Origin of the sequence: Paenibacillus sp. FSL H8-0168, from assembly GCF_038592955.1 — a bacterium.
In the GTDB taxonomy this organism is placed as follows: domain Bacteria; phylum Bacillota; class Bacilli; order Paenibacillales; family Paenibacillaceae; genus Paenibacillus; species Paenibacillus polymyxa_B.
In genome coordinates this window covers 37,430-57,973 of record NZ_CP151948.1, presented here as the reverse complement: position 1 = coordinate 57,973, position 20,544 = coordinate 37,430, and the positions used below count along the sequence as shown (strand labels likewise).

Genomic DNA, 20,544 nt, shown 5'->3' with positions numbered 1-20,544 from the left:
ATGCTGCTACCTTAACGCAATCCAGAGCGCTCCGGCAAGCAGCAAAAGCGATACCGTGAAAGCATATCCCAGCCAGCGTGGGTTCCCTTTTTTGACCGACGATTGCCTGACATGTGCGGAAGCCAAACGTGACCAAGATCGGGCCGCTGCACGAGTATCGGAATATTCTCCACGCACTGCACCCAGCAGCCATTCGGCATAGGGGCGCAATACACGGCTACGTCGAATGATGACCGTCAATTCTGCCGTATTACGCAACTGAGGCAGCCTACTCGCAGCGGTCTTTAATGATTCGCTCTCCAATATATGAATCGTTAGAAGAGCGAAGGCAAACAGGTCATACTGGGAATCAGCATTTCGGCTGCCAGCATTCCAGAATCCCCTATCATACCACTCTGTGAATTGTTTAACACTCCGACCAGCAAGAGATACCCCACCGTAGTCAATTAATTCAGCCTCTCCATAGGCATTGACCAAAATATTCTGCGGCTTCAGGTCGCCAAACACCCATCCTGCCTGATGGAGATCCGCCAGACGATTCAGTATACCGGTTCCAGCCACACCATACCATTCCGGCCCTTTGACTGCCACAAAACGATGAAGCGGATCACCCTTAACATATCGCATAACATAAAAGGGGATTTCTCCGCTGCGTAACACTACATCATCCACCTCAAACAAAAAGGAAGGATTTCCATTTCGCTGAAGGGCGGCCTGAGTGCCCTGAGACTGCAATGTGGTCAGCACATTAATCTCCGATTGCAGATCAAGCGTGTTCTTCCCCATTTTCAGAGCAAATTGCCGATCGGCCTGTGCTTCTTTTACCAAATATACAGTTCCGTTCGCTCCCCGGCCCAGCAAGCGCTGGATGACATAGCTGCTCCGCTTCCACTTGCCCTTGATGACCGTTCCGGGTGCAAGAACGGGATCAGACGACGTAGTCACCGAGCATCCCTTCTCCTTTGCCATAGGATTCTTCCAGATCTTTCTGTTCTCCTAGTGTAACATATCGGTAATAATCAATCACTTGTAAAATGGCAGGACCTGTCGGTGTTGCCCCTTTCATCCGCAAGCGTCCAAATATCGATTTGATCTGGTTAAGCTCAGAGGTCCAACCGATATCCATGACTGCGTCTTCTCCCATTTTTCCACCCGGAAAATGAAATACAGATATACGGCTGTGTCCGCTTCTGGACTGTAAACTGAGCAGCAAATCACGGATGCTGTCCTCTACAGCAGGCAGCTTGGGCTTCATGCTCGCACTTGCATCAATGAGCAAAGCAATCTCCAGGGTGCTTGTTTCTGTCAGTTCATCCATCACCTCAACCACTTGGGCTCGTTTGGCCGGAGGAAGTTCACCGATATGTTTGGCGCCACCCTCACCCAGAATGTGCGTTAACTCTCTATTAACCGCCTGCTGAATGGTTTGAACCACCGTTTTGCGCGTCATCATCTGCATGGTCTGCGCCAACTGTTTTGTCCCTACGATTTGGCTAAACCCTCCCCCTGCTTTAGCAATTTCTTGAATCTCCGCACTGCCAAGCTCGCCAATAGTTCCATAATCTATGACTCCGGCGACGTTAACTGTAATACCTTCCCGTAAAGCCTGGGCAGCCGCCATGACTGGACTAACACCTACATTTGAGCATCCGTCTGTAATGATCAAAATTTGCTTCATCGTTTTTTGACCTCCGCTTCCTCTTAATCTATCCCGATAGATTCTATCTTTGCCTAATCCGGAACGATTCAAACGAAGGATGCGGATTTTTAAAAATGGGTAAGGAATTTCCCGGGCAATGTCGGCTTAGCTCACCGTCCGTGGACGTTCCAACCACCTCATGCCAGGTACATGGAGAGTTGCCCACTCTGGGCGGAAGTGGTCGATTTTACTAACAACTACAGTCATATCATCATAGATTTGATTTTGTTGGTATCGAATAACCCGTTCTAGCAAACAGTCGGCCAACTGCTGAGGATCTTCGCTTTCAATTTCCTGAATCATGCGTTTCATCCATATTTCCTTATTAACCGCGTAACCCGGTGAGTCGTATATACCGTCTGTAATCATAATGAGAATATCGCCTGGCTGGAGCTGCAGTGATACCAAATCAATTTCAATATCCTGTATAATGCCAATCGGCAAGTTGCTGGCAGATACAGGGATGACCTCCTCCCCTCTTTTAATAAAGCTCGGCGTAGACCCAATCTTCATAAAAGTTGTCTGGGCCGTGTACTGATCAATCAGCGCCATATCGACCGTAGCGTACATTTCCTCAGGTGATCGCAGCATCAGGACAGAGTTAACCGACTTGATCGCCAACTTTTCGTCCATACCCGATTGCAGTAATTCCTCCAAAATGTTAAGTGCTGCGCTGCTTTCTTGCTGCGCGCGCTCTCCGTTCCCCATACCATCACTTAATGAGACTGCAAAAGTCCCGTTCCCTAGCTCCATCATGCTGTAGCTGTCACCTGAGAAAAAATCGCCTCCTTTGGCGGCACTAGCTACCCCTGTAGCAATCTCATACGTTTTAGCAGAGCCGAACATGACTGTAGCCAAGCCTTGGCGGCGATCTGCCTCCGTTTCGCGCATCACAGCTATATGCTCGTCCAGTATGTCCGACAGAAGTGGAGCAATGATTTTCCGACATTCATCAAATCCCCTTGTATAGGCATGGACAATCTCAATTTCTACCTGACCTGCATCCAGGTTAATAATCTCGATGGATTGAATGGACAAGCCCAGTCTATCAAGAGCCTCTCGTATTTGCTCCTCCTGCCGATGCATGGTCTGCCCTTCCCGCTGAATTTCTCGCGCTAAATCCTCCATGATTTGTGAAACACCCGATAGCTGGTCAGCAACAAGCTGACGACTATCGTATACTTGGCGCTTCCACTGCATATTATGTTGGTAGAGGCTATACTGCTGCTTCATCACTTGCAGGACAGCGCCCGTTTTAGCACATGCCTTGCTCCATTGCGGGGGGATCTGCTCCGGCTCCAAATCCGGGTTATCCTCAATGGCGCTCATCATTTCCGTCATATACTGATGGGTTTGCATAAACTTGCCGTCCCAGCACTGCTCACACTTGAAGCAGGAGGCACATGTCCCTTCTGCCACCGCATTCATAAAGTGTTCGATTTCTCCGTCCGACTTCGTGCTCTCACTCGCAGATATCTGGTGAAAGCTGCGGGATAGCTGACTGAATACACGGGAAAACTTCGTTACCCGCTCTGCGGTGAGATCGCGGACCCTTTTGGCATATTCATGCTGAGATTTGGCGTGGTCTTGCGTACCGGGAACATAGGTAGAAACCGCTTTAAAGAAACTTTTGGGGGTCATTAAGAATAATAGAATCGCCGCACAGCTCTCCCAGGTTGACGTCAGCACGTCTCCGGTCCCGTCCAAATAGATTGTCAGAATTGAGGAGCCTAGCAGCATTCCAAGTGCAACAGCACCCTTTTTCCCTTCACGCAGCATTCCTGCCAGCAAACCTGCAAAAGCGAGTAAACTCATCTGCACAATTGCAGACATATTGGCCAAGCTTAAAATTAAACCGGTAATTACACCGACCGATGCACCCAGCGAAGCACCTCCCACCAAAGCAAACACCAAGACCAAATATCGCGACAGTACATGATCGACAGACAATGAATGAACAGTCCAGCCTACTGCTCCCGTCATCACAGAGGCTAATAAAATAATAAGACATAAAATTTCCTCATTTTTGAGCTGGCTTGTCTTCTTGCGGTACGTAAACAACGGTATGGCCTGCGTGAACACCAGCGTAAGCATAAAACTGAGAACCGCATCCGTTCCCACAATGATAAGCTCATACCATGTAAAAGTTGGAGCCATCACGGCGTTAAATAAATTGACCATAAACACCGACAAGAAAACCATAAGCGGGGCATAGGATAATTCCAGACGGTCGAAGGTTCGTAGTCCGCGATACAGGAGATAAAATACCAGTAGCTCGCCACCAATCATAAATAACGATGGGTAAGGAGCTAACAGGCTGCCTAACACAACGGATACAGCTACAGGCAGCATCAGATCACGCCGAAGAAACGTTATGACCGCAAAATAAGCGAGGGCAAACGGAGAAAGCTCGTCCAAAATAGTGGCGCGTCCCAGTAGAACTCCCATAGCTGACAATAGCAGCATCCATCTTTGCGCCGTTACCCATTGCACCACTTTATGTGAATCCAGCCGTTTCTTGAGTCTGGAAGACCAACCTTCCGTACGCTCTTTGGATTTGGACTTTCTAGATTTTAACCCCGGAAAATGTACCACGTTCCATTTCTCCATCATGCGTCAGGCACCCCATTCATCAATTTGATGTTCTCATCTTAAACCGGAACGACTGAGAAAGTTTGTCAGAACCTCACGTCTTATTCCAAGAAATTTCCGACAAAAAAACGTTCTGCGCGAAAGGACAGAGCATCACTCTGAACATCAAGCTACGCCCGTATGGAAGCCGATGGAAGAAGCGCCCCGCTACTCCTTATATGACCTCTCGATGTCGTTCATCCTGATGTCCAAACTAGCGATTTGCACAGAAGATAGACGGAAAACCGTTGGAGTTTGTCGGACGATTATGTCCTCACGACAAAAAAAACATCCGCTTTCCAGCATCGAAGCTCTTTTCTTCTTCATCAAAATTGCGAATCTCATAAATGCCCGTACGACTAACCACTGGATTCAGCGCCCACAGCCACTGCTTTTCGCATCTGTTGTCGGTAGAACGCAAAAAAACCGTATCAGTCTCTCGACTGTACGGTTTTCCGTGTATGATTGATACGGTTGTCAAAGTGAATTAAACACGCTTCGCGCCGCGTCCTCCGCGTTTACCTTCGGTGTTCTTTTTCAGCGACGAAATGCGTTCCTCACTATCTTTCAGGAAGCGTGACATTTTATCCTCAAATGAAGGTTTACCCGGTGCAGGCTTGAAAGAACGGCCTCCACGATCGCGATTGAAACCACCGCCACCACCACCGCGTCCTTGACTTGGACCTGAACCTCCACCGCCGAAACGGTCGCCTCCGCCTGGTCCTCCTGTACGCTCCGGTCTTGGAGCTCTTGGGGGACGGGCTTCACTTGCCGGCTTGTCAATCGTTTGCTTAATGGAAAGCCCGATTTTGCCATCTTTGTCAACATTAATGACTTTCACCGTCACAACATCATTAATCTTCAGGTGGTCGTTAACATCCTTAACATAGTTATCGGCGATTTCCGAGATGTGAACGAGACCCGTGACACCTCCAGACAAATCCACAAATGCTCCAAAATGCGTGATGCCTGTCACTTTGCCCTCTAACTTGGTGCCCACTTCAATTGCCATAGAATAAAATGATCCTCCCTTAAAATATACAACCGATTTTTTTGCAAAAAAATCCCGCTGTGGTGATTTGATTATACAAAATGGCGGAACCAAGGTCAACTAAGCATTGGCCCGATAATGTTCCTATTTCTGATCTCCGATGATTGGCGTCTCTTCCGGTTTGTAAAGACCGTACTTGCTTCTGGCAATCTCGCCAATGTACTCAGGGTCCTTGAGACGATTCACTTCGGTTTGAAGCTGTTGTTCCGTTTGTGTAGCAGCTTGCTTCTGCTTTTCCTTCTGGGTGAGCTGTTCACTTCGATCGGCCATAATCATGCCTTGAGAAAAAAAGGTGAAAATTGCCCAACTAACAAAGGCGGCAAGCGATAGCAACCAAATCATGATTCGCCTGCGCCCGCCCGCGTTGGACTTGGACGTAGAAGATGAATGGCGATCTACAGACGAATTACGCATGATACTACCTCCTTCCAAACCATCTTTTCGCTGTGTTTTTCAGTCTGATACCCAGCTTTACGAGCAACTCTGGAGTCTTCCAGCGCGCTTTAAGCGGACCGATCAGCCATAGGATCGGCTTCCAAACCGGCATCAGGATGTATATCAGCATCCTTCCCAGGAACACAATTAGTGCCCATGTCCATCCGACCAGCTTGCGTAACAGCCGATACAGCGCTAACACCGGAAGAACAATCAGGATGCGCAGTATGCTGTTCACGATCAACGTCAGTCTGCGAACTATCTCTAATAACATTACCACAAAACGTTGGGTTGTAACACTAAAGGCCCAAAAATAGAGCCAAACCCCCAAAAGTAGTCCTAAAAAGACATAAAACCGCAGCTCACCGCGATTACTCGCGTATAGCACACGGAAAATAAACAAAGCCGAGGCCACCCAGTACAGCACGTCCAACATATGAACGCTCCAGCGGGCAAAATGAAAGCGGATGGACAGCACCCGGTAGCTGTCAAACACCACTCCCATGGCTATGCCCGACAACAGCATCCACGTCAACGTCAGCCATTGCGTGTAAGGGTTCATTTGAAGATCTTGCCGAATAGGCTTTTTCCGTTTTTGGCCGGGGCCCCGGGCTCCAGGTAGACGAGGGAAGTAATCAGACCTTCAATGGACAACAGCCCCTCTTCTAGACTGAGGTTTTTGATATGTAAATGTTGTCCGCGAATGGTGAGATGGCCCAGCTCGGTCTGAAGCAAAAATTCTTCACTGTCAAAGCTCTCCACATTGCTGACGCCTGAAATATCGAGTTGCTTGCGGCTTTGCATGCGCAGATCATGATGCTTGGACTTCCCTTGTTCAATCATGGCATGTACCCCTCCTTCTGTTCTTAGCTTATGAAGGGGGCCGTATGATTTAGAACCGCTTTTGCTGTTAATCAGCATATGATGGACGAAAACTCGTCATCTAAAGAAAAAAAGCACTCCTTCATAAAATAATGAAGGAATGCTTTCATGTACAGTTATGAGAAAATCAGATGTCTGCTTACCAGTTCAAACCATTGTCCCTGGCAATAGGCTCTTCCTTTACCAAAGTGTACATACTTGCAGCCTCGTCCTTGCGTGTAGTGTCGGCGAGCCGTTCCACTCGCACGGTCACCAGCTTCTGGCCAAACTGGACGGTAATTTCATCGCCTACTTTGACCGCACTGCTCGGCTTGGCTTCGCGTCCGTTCACCAGCACTCTCCCTTGTTCGGAGACGTCCTTGGCTACCGTACGCCGCTTAATCAGCCGCGAGACTTTCAAGAATTTATCAAGACGCATTAGTTAACGGCTTCTTTAAGCTTATTACCGGCTTTAAAAGCAGGAACGGTCGATTCTGGAATTTCAATCGTGTTACCGGTTTGTGGATTGCGGCCAGTACGGCTGGAACGCTTGCGTGTTTCGAAAGTACCAAAGCCGATCAGTTGCACTTTGTCACCGCTAGCGAGTGCATCTGTAATTTCACCAAGAACGCCATTCAATACAGCTTCAACGTCACGTTTGCTCAAACCGCTTTTGCTGGAAATATTGTTGATCAGATCTGTCTTGTTCATAAGATAAAAGCCTCCCAAATGTCAAAAAATAATCATCACGCTGCATGTCCATTTATGGAGCAGACGTGAGGTCCAACTGTGGCCGAAGCCCTCCTGAATGTCACTGTAACACGCTTAACTATAAGCTACAGTTATTTTCAGAATTACTACAAGTTATTCTGGCTTGTCCGTAAAAATCCTGCAATGACAGGCGTTTTTTTATTCGACCCCAGTTAAGCCAACATCCTACTACAAAACTCTGTCCATTGGCAAGTCTTCTCAAACTGGGTCTTCTTTCAACCCTGCATATGTCTCATTTTACTGGTCTGTGCAGCCAAAAGCGAATGTGTGGAATCACGCTTTGCCAAGGAGCTTTTTCGCTTCCTGCCAGTAAGTCTCCATTTCATCTACGCTGCTTTCTTCGGGACGACGCCCCTGCTCGCGTAATTTCTGCTCAATATACTGGAAACGGTCGACAAATTTGCGATTGGTGGCGGACAATGCCTCTTCCGGATCTACTCCCATGAACCGGGCTGCATTCACGGCAACAAATAACACATCGCCTAACTCCAGCAACTGGGCTTCCATGGCATGCCCTTCACGAACCGCTTCCTTCAACTCAGCCACTTCTTCGTCTAATTTATCAAATACGCCCTCAATGCTATCCCAGTTAAAGCCTACTTTAGCTGCTTTCTTCTGGAGCTTGTACGATTTCATAAGAGCAGGCAGATCACGTGGAACCCCATCCAGTACGGAAGGGTATGCTGCCGTCGTGCCTTTAAGCCGTTTTTCCTCAGCCTTCATCTGCTCCCAGTTTTGCAGCGCCTCTTCCGCATCATTCGCTTGATTGTCACCAAATACATGTGGATGACGGAAAATAAGCTTATCGTTCAGCCCCTGGATAACATCATACACATTGAAGGTTCCGACTTCCTCTTCCATTTGGGCATGCAGCAAAATTTGCAACAACAGATCGCCCAGTTCTTCCTTCATATGCTCAGGGTCGTCCTCATCTATCGTTTCGATGACTTCATACGTTTCTTCGATCAGATTTTTGCGAATCGACTGATGTGTCTGTTCACGATCCCATGGACAGCCCTCCGGGCTGCGTAAAATATCGACAATCTCGTGTAGACGGTCAAAAGAACGCCGTTTCAGCGCCTCATCTTCACTGCGAGGTATGTATACCAAGGATAGGTTCCCGTACCCCTCTACTCGATCCAGCTCGTACAGCGGCACCTTGTGCACCGCTTCCTCAGCTTCCACCCCAAGAGCGTGACCGACATACACCTCATAATCGTCAGGATATCGCTCCATCAGGCACAGCTTCACATCAGATGCCGTGAAGGTATCATACACCTGTCCGATCAGCGTATGCAGCTGAGGCTGGAGCCAGCTGGCATCCAGTGTACCTGCGTCCAACAGCTGGAAACCCTCAATCGGATCAAAACCAAGACGCACAAAAGCTTCATCCAGGAAACTTTCGCCGCCCAGAATGTTCAGTTCAATCCCTTGCGCAGGACAACGCTCCTTAAGCAACTGCACCGCTGCTTCTGCCACCATCGGGTGACCGGGAACCGCATAGACGATTTCGCTTCCGTCTGCCGCCTTAGCAGCCGTCGTAATTAATTGGCTGGTAATTTCCTCGTATACCTCTGGAAAGGACTCCTTTGTCTCATATACGTTGTCAAACGACTCAAAAGCCACTTCAAACTCATTCAGCACTTGAACCGCAGGATGCTCCTTGGTCCGCAGATAGAGCGCTGAAGCGCCCCGCATTTTGTTCAATATCCCTATCGTAAGCTGATCCGGGTCTCCCGAGCCCAAACCTACGACCGTTAATGTTACGCTCATATTCAATCCTCCGTTTCGCAGAAACAAGGTTCATGCTCGAAAAAATACACGGCCTAACCCGCTTCCGCTTCCTTTGCTTTGGCATTTACTATACCACAAAGTTGTATACGCTCATAAAATGGCTGTGCCGCTTTCGTGCCCTAAGCCCTATGCCTGGGCTACGTCAGTACACGCAGCCTGCGCAGCACGGCTGCCAGCGGGCGTCCGAGCTTGGGCACCGTCACAAGCTCGGCTTCCGTGATCAGCCTCAAGCGTGCGAGGCCGATCACGAACACTACGGCGCCTGCAGCTACGCCCAGCAGGCTCTCCGCGGCTGCCGTGGCACGACCTCCGGCAACCCACCCCAAGGCACCCAGCACAGCGCTGGTGCCCCACATCGCCGCCCCGGCCGCACCAGCCAGGGCGATAAGCAGTGCCGCCGGCTTGAGCACGCTGGCGGACCAGCTCCCACGCAGGCCTACCAAGCGAGCCAGCAGCACGATGTTGATCACCGCCGCCAGCAGATAGGCGACAGCCCCCGCAATGGCGGCTCCAGCCGTGCCTAGCTGCGGCACGAGCAGCCAGTTTAGCAGCGCCTTGGCTACTGCGGCCGCGAGCATCGCCAGAGCCGGCGCGCGAACCGCGCCAAGCCCTTGCAGCAGCGCAGCCGAGATGATGCTGAGCGTGCCGCCAACGGCGGTTAGCGCCATCCAGCGCATAACCCCGCTGCCGGTGTCGTCCGCATACAACATCACATTGACGGGCACAGCCAGCACGATCAAGCCTGTCGCAGCGGCTAGTCCCAGCAACCAAAACCAGCGCAGCGATTGCTCGCACTGGCGACGTGCCAGCTCCGTACCGCCGGTTATCCGGGCCTCAGCCAGCGATGGAATGAATAATGCCGACAGGGTGGTGGCAAACATCATGACTAGCTGTACCAGCGGCAGACCTCGGTTATACACGCCAAAGGCCACCATAACCGCAGTATCGTCCAAACCCTCCTGCTTTAACAATCGAGGTACGGTAAATGTGTCTACCAGACTAATTAACGGAACGGCTAGCGCTCCAAGGCAAATAGGCAAGGCATAACGCAGCAGCGCCTTTAGTAAGGCACCGTTGCTTTCCGCTGGGTGTAGCTCTCCAGTTTGTGCTTGCACTGTCGCCATGACCGTCCCTTGCCTTCTAAGCCTCTTCCTGTGATTTCGCCAATATAGCAACATGACGACCAAGCCCGCTGCTCCGCCTGCTGCTGAACCAAACACTGCTCCGGCGGCAATCATATCCGCCCCCGCTCCTTGTGACAGCATGAGCAGCAACAGCATAATCATCACGCTTACCCGTATCGCCTGCTCCGTCACTTGGGAGATAGCAGTCGGAAGCATATTTTGCAAACCTTGAAAATATCCTCTCAATCCCGCCATAACCGGCACGAACAAAAAGGCAAACGCCGCCGCCCTCACCGACGGAATGACGTGAGCATTGTCGATCCATTGACCAATGAGCGGCGCAAACGTATACATCAGCACGCCCAGGATCAATCCAAACACTCCCAAGACAAGCGAAGATAGCCGAGCAACACGTTGCCCCGCTGCCCGGTTTCCCACTGCCTCAAATTCAGCTACAAATTTGGATATTGCAGCCGGAAATCCAGCAGCTGCAATGGTAATGAACAGCGTATAAAAAGGATAAACCGTATTATAAATGCCAAACACCCCGTCGCCGCCGATATTCTGCAGCGGGATTTTTTGCACTGTGCCGATCAGCTTGCTCACTACCGCTGCCAGTGTCAAAATGACAGCACCCCGTAGCAGCCGCGAAGCGGCGCGATTTTCCTGCATTCTCCGTCTTCACTCCCACCTGAAATATGCATCTTTCACGAGTCCTATTATACCGCCTCTTCTCCCGGAAAGAAAAAAACCCTGTACAACGTAGGACGGCTTTCGCCATTCTGTACGTCATACAGGGGTGAAACGGGATGTTACTGTTCCATTTGTTTGCCCAGGAAGCCAGCGGCTGTTTCAGCCATTTTGATCTCCATTTCGGACATTTTTACATTTTCGTCCTTGTTCAACAATACAACGGAACCAATGGGATCACCACCGGAAACAATGGGAGCCGCCACAAAGGACGAGAGTGTTTCTTCGTGGTCTCGCGTTAGCTCATAGGAGCCGCTGGCTGTCTCCAGCACAGTTTTGCGATTATCCATACTACCTTCGATAATGCTACCGATTGGCTTGTCCAGAAACTCTTTTTTAGAGCCTCCAGCCACCGTAATAATGGTGTCTCGATCGGTAATCATTGTAATATGGCCCGTGCTTTCAAACAGGGACTCAGCATATTCTTTGGCGAAATCACCAAGTTCACCAATAGGTGAATACTTTTTCAAAATGACTTCTCCGTCACGATCCACAAAAATCTCAAGCGGATCTCCTTCACGAATTCTCAAGGTGCGGCGAATTTCCTTTGGAATAACTACCCGCCCAAGGTCATCAATACGGCGAACTATACCAGTAGCTTTCATTTCACATGTTGCCCCACTTTCTCAAGAAGAATTTAGTAAACTACTGACGGTATCGAAAGACGCTTCCACTCCCCCAGAAGCGGTCACGAAGAACGTCACGGTCATGGTGTTTATGGTGATATCTGACCATAGTATTCATCTGTTCCCAATTCCTTATGCATGTTCAGTTATTTACCTTCGTTTGTAGCTCCATCTTTGGCTGTTCCTGCATTGGTATCGCCCGTACCGTTTGTTGTTGCGCCCGGTGTAGTTGTGCTACCGGCACCGGAAGTTGCACCGCTTTTCTCTTGCGTAGCTGGTACCTTCGGCAGATTGATTTTCAAATCAAGCTTCGTCAAATCATTTTCGGTAAAGTTTTGGATACTTTCCCCGGCCAATTTATTTTTCAGGGCAGCCTTTTCGTTGTCTTTCAATTTATCAAACGTTGGCTCATTGCGGGACTCCACTTTGATCACGTGATATCCGTATTCCGTTTCCACCGGCTCCCCGATTTTGTTAATCGGTTGAGTCTCAGCGGCCTCTTTAAAAGCAGGTACCCATTGCGCTACGGATGCATTCTCATACAGACCTCCGTTAGACGCAGAACCTGGGTCTTCTGAATATTTCTTGGCAATCGTCGCAAAATCGGCTCCTCCGTCCAGCTTCGCCTTCACTTCTTTGGCCAGCTTGAGGGTATCCTCTTTTTTGCGCTGTTTCTTCGTTTTAGGATCTTCGAAGTTAATCAGTACATGACGCACGGTTGCTGTCGTGAATTGATCTTTATTTTTCTCAAATTCCTGTTTTAGCTGATCATCTGTTACTTTGTTGGTTTCGCTGTTGATTACCGTCATTACACGCGTGAAGTAATCTTTCACACCTTGTTCGGTCAGTTTTTTATCACTCAGAAATGTCTTGAACTTATCTTCTCCGACTGACTTTTTATACTGCTCCAGCTGTTCGTTCCCTTCTTTGGCACCCTGCTCCTTGGCTTTGTCGTCCGCTTTGGCCGCCAGAAGCTTGTACACCACTTCCTGCTTTACAATTTGCTCCCGTACCTGATCCGAAGCTAACGCAGCCTCATATTCCGGGTAAAGGAATTTCATCATGCTGATTTCTTGGTTGAACTCATTTTCGGTAATCGTTCCACCCTTATAGGTCACGACAACCTTGCTGTTGTCCTTCGGTTCATCCTTGACCTTGTTCTCATCCGCTTGCTTCGTACATGCTGCCAGCACGGATATAGCTAGCAGCGCTGCCATTCCCAAGGAGAGCATTCTCCAAGGTTTTCTTTTATTTAGTTGTGGCATTTTGCAGTTCCTCCTTCAATGTGAATGCTTCTTTCAATGCACTCAAAAATTGTTCCAGCAGTTCTAGCAACTGTGGATCACTTAGACCTTTGCCCTTTATGCGTGCGCTCATAGAAGTGCCCTGTTCAAATTGTACACGTCTTTCAAAGCGATTACCAATCTCGGCAAGTTTGGCGGTCTGTACCGCCTGCTGGCGCCCTTCATGGAATTTCAACACGATATTGTCATCCCGTTGTACCATGGACTCGATGCCATACATGCGCCCATATACCTTGAGACGGGCCACGGCTAGCAAATGACGCACCGCCTCTGGCAGATCGCCAAATCGGTCGACCAGTTCATCCTCCAGTTCAGAAGCCTCGTCAAAGGTACTGACCGCTGCAACCTTTTTATAGATCTCAATCTTCTGGATGCTGTCATAAATATAGTCACCCGGCAAGTAAGCATCGACGCCTAAATCAATCGACGTACTCCAATTCCGATTGGACTGATCCTCTTCTCCAAGTACGCTGACTTTACGTTTATTAATTTCCTCAGCCAGCATCTGCGAGTAAAGATCAAAGCCGACGGATGCGATGAATCCATGCTGCTCAGCGCCAAGCAAGTTACCCGCGCCGCGGATGGACAAATCGCGCATTGCAATCTTAAAGCCGGAGCCCAGCTCCGTAAATTCTTTAATCGACTGAAGGCGCTTCTCCGCCACTTCCGTGAGCACCTTATCCCGCTGGTACGTGAAATAAGCATAGGCAATCCGATTGGAACGACCTACACGCCCACGCAGCTGATAAAGCTGGGATAGCCCCATTTTATCGGCATCATGCACAATGAGTGTATTCACATTTGGAATATCCACGCCAGTTTCAATAATGCTGGTGCTGACCAGCACATCATATTCGCCATCCAGGAAATCCAAAATAGTTTTCTCCAGCTCGGTTTCGGACATTTGTCCGTGACCCACGCCCACCTTGGCCTCCGGTACGAGTGCATTGATCTCGGCAGCCATCTCCTGAATACCCTGCACACGATTATATAGATAGTACACCTGCCCTCCGCGTGCCATCTCGCGTTCAATGGCCTCGCGAACTAGAGTCTGGCTGTGCTCAACCACATAGGTTTGCACTGGAAAACGGTTTTCCGGTGGCGTCTCAATGACTGACAAGTCACGTACACCCAGCATGGACATATGCAACGTACGCGGAATAGGTGTTGCCGTTAACGTCAGCACATCTACGTTCGTTTTCAGCTTCTTCAGCTTTTCCTTGTGAGTTACGCCAAATCGCTGTTCTTCATCGACAATCAGCATTCCGAGGTCCTTAAACACCAGATCCTGCGACAACAGACGATGGGTACCAATGACAATATCGACCGTGCCTTGCCGGACCCCTTTAATCGTCTCATTCTGCTCTTTGCGCGAGCGGAAACGGCTCAATACCTGAATATTGAACGGATACCCTGAAAAACGTTCACGGAACGTCTCATAGTGTTGTTGTGCCAAAATTGTCGTCGGTACCAGCACCGCTACTTGTTTACCTTCAATAGCAGACTTAAAAGCAGCACGAATAGCAACTTCAGTTTTGCCGTAACCTACATCACCACATAGCAAACGATCCATCGGGCGACTCTGCTCCATGTCTTTCTTAATCTCTTCAATGGCCCGGATCTGGTCACGTGTCTCATCATACGGGAACATATCTTCAAACTCTTGTTGCTCCGGTGAATCCTTTTCAAAAGCAAACCCTGGTGCCGACTGTCGTTCTGCATATAGCTTGATCAAGTCATCCGCAATATCCTGAACCGAGCTGCGCACCTTACTTTTAACCCGTGTCCACTCATTGCCACCCAGTTTATAAATCTTGGGTTCCTTGTCCTCTGAGCCGACATATTTCTGAATCAGATCAATTTGTTCAATCGGCACAGACAGCTTATCTCCACCCGCGTAGAGGACATGCATGTAATCCTTATGGATACCGCCAACCTCCAGCGTGCCGATCCCCATGTACTTCCCGATCCCGTGATTTTGGTGTACGACGTAGTCGCCCACCTTCAGCTCGCTATAGCTCTTAATCCGTTCTGCATTGTCCACATGCCGGCCCTGCTTACGAGCTTTCCGCTGCTTCTGGGAAAACATCTCGCCCTCGGTAATGACTGCCAGATGAATAGACGGCATTTCAAAACCACTTTGCAGATTGCCGATAGCCATCGTCGGTTCATCAATACCGTAATCTTCAAGCACTCGGCGCATCCGGTCCAGACGTTCATCTCCACTTGCCAGCATCATAACCTGTGTGCCGGCTTTGCGCCAACGATCCATCTCCGCCTTGAGCACATTCATTTGGCCATGGAAATCCTGCATTCCTCGGCAGATGAAATTCAAAATATTTTGTGGCTGGGTATGAGGAACCTGACGAAGAAAAATCGACAGGAACAACGTCTGAAATCTCCGGTTGTACAGGAGATTGTCCGCGTCATCTGACAGTTCTAGCTGCGGTAACGTTTTACTGTTTTGAAGCAAATGCAGATTCCATTCTGACTCATCCCGTTCCAGTTGCTTGGCTGTTTCCAGCATACGTGCCGGTTCGTCAATAATCAGAATCGTATCTTCCGGCATATAGTCTGCTAGGGTTTTACGTTCAGGATACAGCAGGGAGATATATTTATAGATTTCGTCAAAATACACATGCTCTCGCAGCAACTCAATTTCACGATGAATCTCTTCTTTCAGATGCTGCTTAGCTTGACGATCCGTCATTTTGCCCAGCTGCTCCTCCAACAAAATCGCAGCGGCATCCGCCGCCTGGTCCATACGCTGGTTATTCGCAATAACTTCCTTACACGGTGTTACGGTAACGTCCTGAACCTTTTCCACCGAACGCTGATCTTGCGGATCAAACTTACGGATCGAATCGATTTCATCGTCAAACAGCTCCACACGATAGCCCCAACGGGTTGTCATGGGATAAAAATCAATAATACCTCCGCGTACGCTCATCTCTCCACGTGATTCCACACGCTCTACACGCTGGTAGCCCATCTCGACCATATGTAGCAAAAACGCTTCCAGCTGAATCGTTTCGCCTTCTTTCAGCTCAATACGAGCCTCACGCCATGTTTCCGGGATTGGCAGTAGACGTCGGACACCAGAAAACGGCACGACAACAATCCCACGAAAACCCTGGGCGCAGCGTATCAATACATCAATTCGTTGGGACAATGTCTCTGGACTGGATATTGCAGCTTCAGCAGCTACCAGCTCATTAGCAGGATACAATAAAACCTGATCAGGAGAAAGCGCTTCCTGTAAGTCATCTGCTATTTTTTGAGCGGCAAACATATTGTGCGTCATGACCATTAACGGTCGTCCGGTATCTTCGGCAAGCGCGGCCATCAGTACCTGTCGGGAAGAGCCTGATAAACCTGATATCAGTTGTTCCTTCATCCCTGATGAAATACCTGCTGCAATGGATGCATAATCAGCATCCTTCGTAAAAGCCTGAATAAGTGCTTGTAACAAAAAAGGCACCCCTTTATGCTTATAAATAGTTACATGTAAACCGAAAAAGAAGCCTCAGCAATGCTGCCAAGGCTCCATAAGCGGAATTGCCGCTTCACCTCTCAAGCTGGTACATCCTACCAGTTGAATACCTGTTATTGGAGCGGATTAACGAGCAGACTCAGCTCTGGATTATTCTCCAATGCCTGACTGCAATGCTCGCAAATGACTTTGACGGTCACTTCACCACCCGAATTATACGCTATTATATCTCTACGTTCGGCAGGGGTCAAGGAATGGAAGCCCAACCTTTCTTCGGTTATTGCCGCGGAATCAATTCGTCCCAAGAAAGTTCGACAATGTCTGCATACATAATTAACAATCATGTAATGTATATGCCTCCTGAAAGTTTTCTATACCTTTCAGTATGTCCAACAATCTTCCATTTAAGCCCGTCTGCCTACGTCTGAACTTACTTGTTGAATTCAGCCATCGTCCGTTCAAACGGATGACTCAAGCTGTGTTCTAAGGCGTTGCACGTGTCCTCGATCATTCCGGCCAGTAATTCTTTTTCCTTCTTGGGAAAGGTACCCAGAACATAATCAACAATAGCATGTCCAGGCTCCGGGCGGGAAATGCCCATACGAATCCGATTGAAGGACTGCGTGCCGGTATGCTGAATGATCGATTTAATGCCGTTATGACCGCCTGCGCTACCTTGATAACGCAATCTTATTTTACCGACTTCTGTATCCAGATCATCGTACACGACAATCAGATCTTCCATATCGGCCTTATAATAGTCCATATAAGCACGTAAAGACTCGCCTGATAGATTCATATAGGTCATTGGCTTAATCAGTACGGTTTTTACGCCACCAATGTGACCCTCTCCAATTAACGCCTTGCATTTGCTTTGGTTAATCTGGATGTTATGACGCGAGGCAAGAGCATCCAATGCCATAAATCCGACATTATGTCTCGTTTTCTCGTATTGGGGACCGGGGTTGCCCAATCCTACAATCCACTTCATAACTTTGACACCCTCTTTCGCAGTCTTGATTTTTTGGTAAAATAGTTGTATTGAATAGGAAGGTGCGTGCCGGTATGCTCAATCAAGGTGATATCCTCTTATATGACAGCCATTTTCTATATCATTTAAAACATTCCGTTCCTGTCCAGATCTATGAGGGGAATGTACATATTCAGATTGGCATCGTTGCGCGTTTTAATGAGCATTTCGTCGAAATAGAGGACACACTATACAATCGTCAACGTTTCACATTCATATCTCGCCCAGGCTTTTAGCCTGACATGCTGATAGGGGTTACCTTTTCCATATGGAAAAGGCAACCCCTTTTTTAATGAGCCAGCGCTTATTCGATTTCAAACAGTTTGCTGATCGACAATTCTTCATGCACACGGATGATAGCTTCTCCCATTAATGGAGCCACAGACAATACCTTCAGCTTGCTTGTCGGATTCGGGTGAACGATCGGGATTGTATCCGTCACAACCACCTCTTTTAATGGCGAATTCTCCAGTCTTTCCATAGCAGGACCGGACAGCACAGCATGTGTACAACACGCATACACATCTTTTACGCCGCCTTCTTTAAGCGCATTTGCACCTAATACAATCGTTCCGGCTGTATCAATGATATCATCAATTAAAATAGCCGTTTTACCCTCAATGTTCCCGATGATGTTCATCACTTCACTGACATTTGGCTCTGGACGACGCTTATCAATAATAGCGAGCGGCGCACTCAGGAAGTCTGCCAGCTTACGCGCACGAACAACCCCGCCATGATCGGGTGAAACGACAATCGGGTTCTCAATTTGCTTGGAACGGAAATATTGGGCCAGAATTGGCGCTCCCAACATATGATCTACTGGAATATCAAAGAATCCCTGAATCTGCATCGCATGCAAATCCATGCTGATTACGCGGTGAGCTCCCGCTTTTTCAATCAAGTTAGCGACAAGTTTCGCTGTAATCGGATCGCGTGAACGAGCTTTACGATCCTGACGAGCGTAACCGTAATATGGCATAACGACATTGATACTTTTGGCAGAAGCGCGTTTAAGTGCATCAATCATAACCAATAACTCCATCAAGTTGTCGTTAACCGGCAGACAAGTTGACTGCACAATATACACATGGCAGCCGCGTACGCTTTCCGACAGCTTAACCTGGATTTCACCGTCACTAAACGATGTGGTATGGGATTCCCCCATTGGGATGCCGATGTAGTCCGCAATCTGGTGGGCTAACTTCGGATTGGAGTTACAAGTAAATATTTTGAGTTTGGAATCGCAATAAGTCATTAATAGAAACCCTCCGTGCTGGTTCATTCATTACAGATTCAACAGCTTGCTGATTAGGTCATTCCGATCTTTTCTTCTTCGCTTTGGCACGTGCGCGGATTTTGTCCGCATATCCGGCTTTGTTCTCTTGACGTGGTCTGGCAATGGCCAGATCGTTATCAGGGACAGCATGTGTTACAGTGGAGCCTGCTACAACATAAGCACCTTTTCCAATCTTAATCGGGGCGATCAGATTCACGTTGCTGCCAATAAAGGCATCGTCTTCAATTTCTGTAATGGATTTATTATATCCATCATAATTGACCGTTATTGCCCCGCAGCCAATATTTACGTTTGTACCCACCTTAGCATCACCGACATAGCTCAAATGAGACACCTTGGAATGATCTCCAATGGTCGCATTTTTCACCTCAACAAAATCACCAATTTTCACATGTTCGCCAAGCTTCGCGCCTGGACGCAGATAAGCAAACGGCCCCACAGATGTACTGCTTCCCACTTCCGCTTCGTTCAACACCGAATGTTTTACCGTTGCGCCTGAATGGATAATCGTATTCTGAATCTCAGCCTGTGGACCAATCACACAATCTTCTCCGATTTGTGTTTGACCATGCAGCCATGTGTTCGGGTACAGTACCGTATCGGAACCAATAACAACCTCGCTCCCGATATAGGTAGAAGACGGATCAATGACAGTGACACCATTCAGCATATGCTTGCGAACAATGCGCTCACGCATATAGCCCTCAGCTATCGACAAAGCCACTCTGTCGTTAACACCGATGGATTCAGACACATCATCTGTCAAATACGCCTCAACCTGCTCACCTTCACCATGCAAAATACCAATGACATCTGTCAGGTAATATTCCTGCTGTGCATTGGTGTTCGTTACCTTGTCCAGCGCTGCAAACAGCTTGGCATTGTCAAAGCAATACGTTCCCGTATTGATCTCCCGGACAGCATCTTCCTCAGGTGAACAATCTTTCTGTTCCACGATTTTGAGCACGGCCCCGGAAGCATCACGAATAACTCGTCCATATCCTTTCGGGTCGTCCAACTCAGCGGTCAGAATCGTCGCAGCCGCCCCACGGCTCTCGTGCAGTTGCACCAAGCCCTCCAGCGTTTCCGCTGTGATCAAAGGAGTATCCCCACAAATGACAATGGTTGTACCTTTTTCCTGACCGAGCAAGTCCTTGGCTTGCTTGACAGCATGGCCCGTTCCCAACTGCTCAGCCTGAAGCGCATATTCTGCTGACGGTCCCAAATAAGACTGTACCGCCTCTGCTCCATGACCCACGACGACTACACTTCGGGACACACCGATTTCCCGAACCGTGTCGAGCACATGCCCGACCATCGGTTTTCCGCACACCGGATGCAGAACTTTATATAATTTGGATTTCATACGTTTTCCCTGCCCTGCGGCAAGAATGACTGCCAACCTTTCCAACAAGTCCAACCTCCTATCCTGAAAATAACAGTTACCCCTTGGCTAAAACGTTAATTCCCAGATCAGATTTTGCTTAACTTTTCACAATCCTCCTGAAAAATAACGGCGAACCTTTGGTTAATGGCTATTTTTTCAGGCCAGCTTGTGCTGGACATTCATCCCCGGGACGCATCGCTGCCTAGTCCCTGTCTTATGAAAAAGCCGCTTCGGCAGCCCGGATGGCTCCAAGTTGCCTTAAAACTGACTGTTAACTCACTAAAGAAT

19 protein-coding genes are annotated in these 20,544 nt (G+C 48.7%); 1 reads left to right on the top strand and 18 read right to left on the bottom strand.

The window, feature by feature from the left end:
• Positions 1-6: 6 nt before the first annotated feature.
• The 16 genes from MHI21_RS00275 to pth form a co-directional block, all read right to left on the bottom strand.
• A complete protein-coding gene (locus tag MHI21_RS00275; RefSeq protein ID WP_342420161.1) occupies positions 7-945 on the bottom strand; it encodes a serine/threonine protein kinase in 939 nt (312 codons plus the stop codon).
• Complete coding sequence (locus tag MHI21_RS00270) at positions 929-1,678, bottom strand: VWA domain-containing protein (protein ID WP_023986444.1); 750 nt, start codon at positions 1,676-1,678, stop codon at positions 929-931. The genes MHI21_RS00275 and MHI21_RS00270 overlap by 17 nt, the downstream gene beginning before the upstream one ends.
• A 126-nt stretch (positions 1,679-1,804) precedes the next feature.
• The gene (gene spoIIE / locus MHI21_RS00265; RefSeq protein WP_023986443.1) at positions 1,805-4,312 is read right to left on the bottom strand and encodes a stage II sporulation protein E; all 2,508 of its coding nucleotides are present in this window, start codon (positions 4,310-4,312) and stop codon (positions 1,805-1,807) included.
• A 505-nt stretch (positions 4,313-4,817) separates the two neighbouring features.
• A complete protein-coding gene (locus tag MHI21_RS00260; protein ID WP_014279051.1) occupies positions 4,818-5,342 on the bottom strand; it encodes a S1 domain-containing RNA-binding protein in 525 nt (174 codons plus the stop codon).
• Between the two features lie 123 nt (positions 5,343-5,465).
• On the bottom strand, positions 5,466-5,795 hold the full coding sequence (locus MHI21_RS00255; protein WP_341162626.1) for a septum formation initiator family protein: 330 nt from the start codon (positions 5,793-5,795) through the stop codon (positions 5,466-5,468).
• A 4-nt stretch (positions 5,796-5,799) separates the two neighbouring features.
• The gene (gene yabQ, locus MHI21_RS00250) at positions 5,800-6,378 is read right to left on the bottom strand and encodes a spore cortex biosynthesis protein YabQ (protein WP_013308136.1); all 579 of its coding nucleotides are present in this window, start codon (positions 6,376-6,378) and stop codon (positions 5,800-5,802) included.
• The gene (gene yabP / locus MHI21_RS00245; RefSeq protein ID WP_025721693.1) at positions 6,375-6,659 is read right to left on the bottom strand and encodes a sporulation protein YabP; all 285 of its coding nucleotides are present in this window, start codon (positions 6,657-6,659) and stop codon (positions 6,375-6,377) included. Before yabP ends, yabQ begins: the two co-directional genes overlap by 4 nt.
• A 178-nt stretch (positions 6,660-6,837) precedes the next feature.
• Complete coding sequence (locus MHI21_RS00240) at positions 6,838-7,116, bottom strand: RNA-binding S4 domain-containing protein (protein WP_016818913.1); 279 nt, start codon at positions 7,114-7,116, stop codon at positions 6,838-6,840.
• Positions 7,116-7,388 (bottom strand): HU family DNA-binding protein, encoded by a 273-nt coding sequence (locus MHI21_RS00235; protein WP_007428028.1) that lies wholly within the window; start codon positions 7,386-7,388, stop codon positions 7,116-7,118. Before MHI21_RS00235 ends, MHI21_RS00240 begins: the two co-directional genes overlap by 1 nt.
• 333 nt (positions 7,389-7,721) lie before the next feature.
• Positions 7,722-9,221: a nucleoside triphosphate pyrophosphohydrolase gene (gene mazG, locus MHI21_RS00230; protein WP_342419180.1), complete on the bottom strand. Its 1,500-nt coding sequence runs from the start codon at positions 9,219-9,221 to the stop codon at positions 7,722-7,724.
• 158 nt (positions 9,222-9,379) lie between these two features.
• Positions 9,380-11,038 carry a polysaccharide biosynthesis protein gene (locus tag MHI21_RS00225; RefSeq protein WP_342419179.1) on the bottom strand — a complete coding sequence of 553 codons (1,659 nt, stop codon included), beginning with the start codon at positions 11,036-11,038 and terminating at the stop codon, positions 9,380-9,382.
• Between the two features lie 140 nt (positions 11,039-11,178).
• Entirely contained in the window at positions 11,179-11,721 is a 543-nt protein-coding gene (gene spoVT / locus MHI21_RS00220; protein ID WP_023986438.1) for a stage V sporulation protein T, read from the bottom strand.
• A gap of 167 nt (positions 11,722-11,888) precedes the next feature.
• The gene (locus tag MHI21_RS00215) at positions 11,889-13,007 is read right to left on the bottom strand and encodes a peptidylprolyl isomerase (protein WP_165179752.1); all 1,119 of its coding nucleotides are present in this window, start codon (positions 13,005-13,007) and stop codon (positions 11,889-11,891) included.
• Positions 12,991-16,518 carry a transcription-repair coupling factor gene (gene mfd / locus MHI21_RS00210; RefSeq protein ID WP_342419178.1) on the bottom strand — a complete coding sequence of 1,176 codons (3,528 nt, stop codon included), beginning with the start codon at positions 16,516-16,518 and terminating at the stop codon, positions 12,991-12,993. The genes MHI21_RS00215 and mfd overlap by 17 nt, the downstream gene beginning before the upstream one ends.
• 134 nt (positions 16,519-16,652) lie before the next feature.
• Entirely contained in the window at positions 16,653-16,883 is a 231-nt protein-coding gene (locus tag MHI21_RS00205) for an anti-sigma-F factor Fin family protein (RefSeq protein WP_013308128.1), read from the bottom strand.
• 86 nt (positions 16,884-16,969) lie between these two features.
• Entirely contained in the window at positions 16,970-17,530 is a 561-nt protein-coding gene (gene pth, locus MHI21_RS00200) for an aminoacyl-tRNA hydrolase (RefSeq protein ID WP_061831840.1), read from the bottom strand.
• 74 nt (positions 17,531-17,604) lie between these two features.
• Between pth and MHI21_RS00195 the strand changes: the two genes are divergently transcribed.
• Positions 17,605-17,805, top strand: a complete 201-nt coding sequence (locus MHI21_RS00195; RefSeq protein WP_342419177.1) for a hypothetical protein — start codon at positions 17,605-17,607, stop codon at positions 17,803-17,805.
• Between the two features lie 68 nt (positions 17,806-17,873).
• On the opposite strand, the gene MHI21_RS00190 is transcribed toward MHI21_RS00195, so the two are convergent.
• Both MHI21_RS00190 and glmU read right to left on the bottom strand, forming a co-directional pair.
• Positions 17,874-18,827, bottom strand: a complete 954-nt coding sequence (locus MHI21_RS00190) for a ribose-phosphate diphosphokinase (protein ID WP_013308125.1) — start codon at positions 18,825-18,827, stop codon at positions 17,874-17,876.
• Positions 18,828-18,885: 58 nt separating this feature from the next.
• Positions 18,886-20,283 carry a bifunctional UDP-N-acetylglucosamine diphosphorylase/glucosamine-1-phosphate N-acetyltransferase GlmU gene (glmU, locus tag MHI21_RS00185; protein ID WP_081330709.1) on the bottom strand — a complete coding sequence of 466 codons (1,398 nt, stop codon included), beginning with the start codon at positions 20,281-20,283 and terminating at the stop codon, positions 18,886-18,888.
• Between the last annotated feature and the right edge of the window lie 261 nt (positions 20,284-20,544).